General features: G+C 28.3%; 6 protein-coding genes. 3 read left to right on the top strand and 3 right to left on the bottom strand.

Features of this window, described 5'->3' with window-relative positions; all coding sequences use genetic code 11:
* On the top strand, positions 1-508 hold a 508-nt coding region (locus BN1173_RS02070), incomplete at its 5' end, for a diacylglycerol/polyprenol kinase family protein (protein WP_040236322.1).
* A 19-nt stretch (positions 509-527) separates the two neighbouring features.
* Here the strand turns inward: BN1173_RS02070 and BN1173_RS04800 are convergent.
* Genes BN1173_RS04800 through BN1173_RS04840 form a run of 3 tightly spaced genes read right to left on the bottom strand, consistent with a single transcriptional unit; the run spans position 528 to position 2811 of the window.
* The gene (locus tag BN1173_RS04800; RefSeq protein WP_014696272.1) at positions 528-1292 is read right to left on the bottom strand and encodes a hypothetical protein; all 765 of its coding nucleotides are present in this window, start codon (positions 1290-1292) and stop codon (positions 528-530) included.
* Positions 1289-2173, bottom strand: a complete 885-nt coding sequence (locus BN1173_RS02060; protein WP_014696271.1) for a DNA/RNA non-specific endonuclease — start codon at positions 2171-2173, stop codon at positions 1289-1291. The genes BN1173_RS04800 and BN1173_RS02060 overlap by 4 nt, the downstream gene beginning before the upstream one ends.
* Entirely contained in the window at positions 2170-2811 is a 642-nt protein-coding gene (locus BN1173_RS04840; RefSeq protein ID WP_052456020.1) for a hypothetical protein, read from the bottom strand. Before BN1173_RS04840 ends, BN1173_RS02060 begins: the two co-directional genes overlap by 4 nt.
* Positions 2812-2974: 163 nt before the next feature.
* On the opposite strand from BN1173_RS04840, the gene BN1173_RS02050 reads away from it, so the two are divergent.
* A complete protein-coding gene (locus BN1173_RS02050) occupies positions 2975-4843 on the top strand; it encodes a fructose-specific PTS transporter subunit EIIC (protein WP_082020240.1) in 1869 nt (622 codons plus the stop codon).
* Positions 4840-5961, top strand: coding sequence for a mannose-6-phosphate isomerase, class I (gene manA, locus BN1173_RS02045; RefSeq protein ID WP_040236304.1), 1122 nt, complete (start codon positions 4840-4842; stop codon positions 5959-5961). The genes BN1173_RS02050 and manA overlap by 4 nt, the downstream gene beginning before the upstream one ends.
* The last annotated feature ends 14 nt before the right edge of the window (positions 5962-5975 follow it).

Below are 5975 nucleotides of genomic sequence, written 5' to 3'. Positions count from 1 at the left end.
ATATAAAGTGAATTTGTGGATAGGTTTTGTTGCAAGCTTATTTTTTATGATTATTTACCTGATATTAGAATTGTTAAGAGTCATGGAAAAAAAAATATTTTTTTTAGGAAATATATCAGAAATACTAGTGAAAACTAGAGAAGTCCCTTTTTGTAAAATATATCTCTCTCCAATATTTTTAATAGTCAGTATGTTTTGTACTTATTTTTTTATAGCTAAACCTTTTAGTTATATTGGAATATTTTCTGCATGTATTGGAGATGGGCTTGCAAGTCTTTTTGGTAAGCTTATTCCATCTTTTAAACTTGTAAATAATAAAACGTTTGCAGGAAGCATTTCTGTTTTTGTTGTTGCTTTTATAGTGTGCTATTATTTTGTTCCCAATTTTGTTATGGCTTTAATTGTTGGTATGGGATCTATGCTTGTTGAACTTTTTGATTTTGCAAAATACGATAATTTATTTTTGCCTGTAGGAGTTGCAACTTTATCTTTTTTATTGGTAACTTGAAGTTATTGAGCTTGACTTTTTATAGCCAATAAAAAAAGAGTTTGCCTGATTCTTGTAAGTATATTGGTACTCCTATTGAAATTGGTATGAATGCATAAGGTATTTCGATCAAATTTAAATAAGTTCCTAATACTATTAATGATGTTGATACAAAGAGTAGCAAATAACTTAAGTTTTTTTTTCTTAAACATGCTACCAGGAAGTTCATTAATATTAGTAGTAGGAATAAATAGATGTATAATTTATTATTTTTTATTGGAGAGAAAAAGTCGTTTGTGTGTTGATAAGCATTAATAGGTATTAAATAGCTATAAATCATTGAGAAAGTAAAAATTAAATAAATGGTATAAGTTATTGATTTTATTTGAAAATCACATATATATAGACTTAAAAAGAATAAATTTAGTAATGAAAATATGACTATTAAGTGATAAAATTTCATTAAAGAATACAATTCTAAACTCAATGTATTGCTTAAAAGGTAATATTTAAAAATTGCAATGGGTTCAATTATATAAAAGCAAATAAAACAATAAAAAAATACGAATTGTATATTGTTTGTTCTCTTGTAATTGATATATGTCCAAATGGATCCTATGATGCCAATGTTGAATATAAAAAATTTGTTGACCAAAGCTAATGTATTTGTATTGTATATTTTACTAAGATAATTATAAAAGTTTATGCTGGCATTTAGGTAATAAATAAATATTGATATAACAATTATTCCTAGACTAACGGTCGTTAATAAAAAGAAATTTAATTTTGAAAATAGTGTTTTCATTTAAGTTCCCAAGAAGATATATTTTTTTGCATTTTGATTATTTTTTTTATTTTAGCATCAAGTTTTGCAAAAAAATCTATTTTTGTTTTCTCTTCAATTGAATTTACGTTCACAACGTAATTTTTTAAATCTGTATCTTTAGCTTTTTCATTTGGAATAATAAAAGCTACAATTTCATAATTATTGCTCTTGTTGTTTAAGGATAACACGATTTTATAAAAGTTTTTTGGAATTAAAATTTTGTTGTCTCCAATAAATCCTTGGTTTTCCGTCAAGATTCCTGCGCTAATAATATAAATCTTTTCTTTTGAAATAGCCCATTTTCTAACTTTTTGTTCAAGTTTAGACCAAATTCCTGAGTTGAATGAACTTTTTTGTGGAGAAATGTTTGATAAAAAATAAGTCTCTCTCATAGCCTCTTTAGAAAAAGACATATCAGCAGAACTAACAATATGTCCTCTATCATATCCGCTGTGTAGGTAGTCACTTAATTTTGGTGCAATTCCTTTGATATCTGGATCTTCAAAAAATTTTTTACTTCGCGTGATTTTTTTTTCTTTAACTAAGATTAAAGCTAATTCAACCATTTCTCTTTTTAATTGATAAGCTACCCATTCTGATTGTCTTGCATGTTCAGCATATCCTAAAGAATAATATTTTTTGTGTAATACTTGGGTAGTAAAATATCCCTGTGGTAAGAGATATTCTTCTTGTAGTTTTATTGGAATTTGAGGTCTATAAAATCTATTTTTAATTTCTTCTAAATAATTAGAAGCTATTTCTTTTATTTTATTGACGATTTTTGGGTTTTGATGTAGGAATAAAAATCCTATTAAAATTGATATGTAGAGAATAATTAAGATTTTTGATTTTTTTTTCATTGATTTTCCCCTTTTTTATTTTTTAGATTATATCTAATACCAAAGTTAAATGAAATATGAAAAGTGTCAAGGAATAAACATTCGACTTTTGAGTATATATTAAGGTAAGAAATAGATTCTTTTGTAGAAAATTCAAAAAATATATATGGTTCTACTACATAAGGTATTTTATTATAAAACCTAAAATTTCCTATTAAATTTGTTGATAGGTAAAATCGTCCTCCAATACCCATACTAGTAGATAAGTATTTTAGTTTTTGAAAGAAATTAATGATATTCCAATTTATTCCTATACCAATATAAGTACTTGAGAATTGGATTTTTTTAGATACATTGTAATCTTCAATCATTAAAATCATGCAAACAGCCATAAAATCAAGATTATTTGTGGCGAATGTATAATAGGGTCTAAATATTATGTGATTGTTTTCTGCATTGAGAAAGAATCCTGTTCCAAGTCCTATACCTGTTGAATAGATAAAACCTCTATTTATTGAGAATATACTATTTTTATTTTTTTTTGATTTTTCTTTTAAAGGTAAATTTTTTTTATTGATTTCATCTTTTTTTTGTGTTTTTTCATTTGAAATTTTATTTTCTTTATTTTTTATCTCATTATTTAATGAATATTGATTAATTCATGATAATAATAAGTACTTTGTTTATTTTTTTCATAATAATCTTTCTTATCACTTAATATACAATTATTTGCAAATAAAGAAGTGTTAGTGAGATGGGGAATACAAATTTAATCTTTGTACTGTGATAAAATTAATTTAAGTACTTAGGAGGTTTAAGGTTATGTTTTTAGATTTTTTAAAAAAGGAGCTTATTTTTGTATCGTCCACAATATGTTCTAAAGATGAAGCACTTAATTTTTTAGTGGAAGAAGTAAGTAAGAAAGGTTATACAAATGATAAATCAGTATTTATGCAAGGATTGCTTGATAGGGAAAATATTGGTGATACATCTTGGGAAAATGGAGTTGCTATTCCTCATTTTGTAGGAGATGTTGTTAGTATCAGTTTTATTTCATTGCTTTACATAAAGGGTAATGGTATAAAATGGTCTGATGATAATCCTCCTGTTAATTTAATATTTTTAATTTGTATGTCAAAGGATCAACAAGGTACTGGGCATATAAAGTCAATAGCTTTTATAGCCAGATTATTTGAAAATGATGATTTTAAAAATTTTTTAAAAAATGGAAATAATTCTGATGAAATTTATTCTTATATAAAAAATGTTGAAAATAATTATTTAGAGAGTGATTTTAGTATTTCTAGGACAGAGAATATATTGGCCGTATGTGCTTGTCCTGTAGGAATTGCACATACATATATTGCTGCTAAGAAGCTTGAAGTTGAAGCTAAAAGACAGGGATATAGCATTAAAGTTGAAACTCAGGGTTCTATTGGTATTGATAATCCTTTAAAAAAAGAGGATATTGAAGCTGCTGATGTTGTAATACTTGCAGTAGATAAAGATGTTGATGAGTTAAGATTTGATGGAAAGAGAGTTTATAAGATTTCGACTGCAAGGGCTATTAACGATGTAGAGAATGTTATTAAAGAAGCATTTAGTGCTCCAGTGTTAACATTTAAAGGTATGAATACTTTAAAGGATAATTCTAATAATAGCAAATCTGGCTTTTACAAATATTTAATGAGTGGCGTCTCTCCTATGGTTCCAATTGTGGCTAGTGGTGGTATTTTAATAGCCTTTGGTATATCTCTTGCAGGGGTTGGTTCTGGTGGTCCAAATTTTGAGCAATATCCTTTTTATAAGACAATTACAGATATTGGTGGTGTGGCTTTTAGTATGATGTTGCCAGTGCTTTCGGGATTTATTGCAATGTCAATTGCTGATAAGCCAGGTCTTGCACCAGGTCTTGTGGGAGGAGTTCTTGCCAGGGATGTTAAAGCAGGATTTTTAGGAGCCATACTTGTAGGGTTTATGGCAGGTTTTATTGCAAGATGGATAGCAAGAAGACAAATACCTGAATGGCTTAGGCCTATAATGCCTATATTTGTAATTCCTTTAATAAGTACTGTTATTATTGGATTTTTCATGATTTACGGAGGTGTTTATATTGCCCAATTTATGGGACTTCTTGAGAATGGTCTTAAGGAGCTTCAAAGTAATTCAGATGCTCATGGTATTATAGGAAAGTTGTTACTTGGGGCAGTACTTGGTGCTATGGTATCAATTGATATGGGAGGGCCTTTTAATAAAGTTGCATTTCTTTTTGGTGTTGGTATGATTCCTAGTGTGCCACAAATAATGGGTATGGTTGCATCAGCTATTCCTGTTGCTCCTATGGCTATGGGACTTGCTACTTTGATTATGCCACAATTATTTGAAGAGGAAGAGAGAGAATCGGGAAAAATATCATTTTTGATTTCTTTTATTGGCATTAGTGAGGGTGCTATTCCTTTTGCTGCCAGTGATCCTGCAAGAGTTTTGCCTTCGATAGTGCTTGGAGGTGCTGTTTCAAGCATTATTGCAGCATTTTGGGGCGTTGCAGATCATGCTCCGCATGGGGGGCCAATAGTTTTACCTGTTGTTGATCATAAATTTGGATTTCTTGTTGCAATAGCTGTTGGTGTTGCGGTGGCAACAAGTGTAGTTATTTTTTTGAAATCTTTAAAGGTTAAGGTATCTAAATGAGTGTTGATAATATATTTTTGATGAAAAATGAGATTAAGGAGTATGATTGGGGTGGATATGGTTTCATCCCTTCTCTTTTGGGACAAAAAGAAGACGGTTTGCCAAAAGCTGAAATGTGGCTTGGTGCACATAAAACATTTTCTAGTAAAATATTAGTTGATGGTCAATATGTTTCTCTTTTTAATTTTTTAGAAATACATAAAGAGCTTTTAGGTTTTGGGAATGAATTGTCGTTTTTATTTAAAATTCTTTCAGTTCATAAACCTTTGTCACTTCAGATACATCCTTCAAAAGATATTGCTTTAAAAGGCTTTGCGCTTGAAAATAATAAAAAAATAGTTATTGATGATTCTAAGAGAATTTATAAGGATGAAAATCCTAAAGTAGAGCTTGTTTATGCTTTGAGTGATTTTTATGCTCTTAAAGGTTTTTTGCCACTTGATGGCATTAACTATATTTATAGAAGTTTAGGATTGGATTTTAATTTTATGACACATGAATCGTTTGTAAAAACCTTATTTGATTTACACGAATTTGAAATTGAGAATATTATTTATAAAGTGTTAAGTAATTTAAATTTTATAGATGAATTTAGGGCTTTTTGGTTTAATGAAATTTATAAAATGTATGGTATTGATATTGGTCTTTTGGTATTTTTGGGAATGTATATTTTTAAATTAAAAACAGGTGAAGTTTTTTATACTGAAAGTCGAGAAGTTCATGCTTATCTTAAAGGTGAATGCATTGAACTTATGACTAATTCTGATAATGTCATTAGAGCAGGTTTTACAACTAAACATATTGATAAAGATGAAATGTTGAAGGTTGGAAAGTTTGAGGAGGGAGTTTTTTCATTGTTAAAGAGTGAAAATATTGATGGTTGTGATGTATTTAAGTTGCCAGGTACCAATTTAAGTTTGTTTCACAAATGTATAGGTGGAGAGAGCTACTTTGAAAGAGTTGGTGTTATGATATTATTAGTTATAAAAGGAAAAGTTCAGCTTAATAATAGAATTTCTCTTAAAATGGGAGATAGTGTGTTTATAGGGAATTGTGATTGTAATAAGGAATTGTCAATTTGTGGTAATGGAGAAATTTTTATTGCTCTTTCTTTGTAGTTAAGATATTGATT

Source organism: Borrelia crocidurae, assembly GCF_000825665.2.
Classification (GTDB): Bacteria; Spirochaetota; Spirochaetia; order Borreliales; family Borreliaceae; genus Borrelia; species Borrelia duttonii.
Note: the sequence above shows the minus strand (reverse complement) of the source record. Positions and strands in the feature narration are given on the sequence as shown.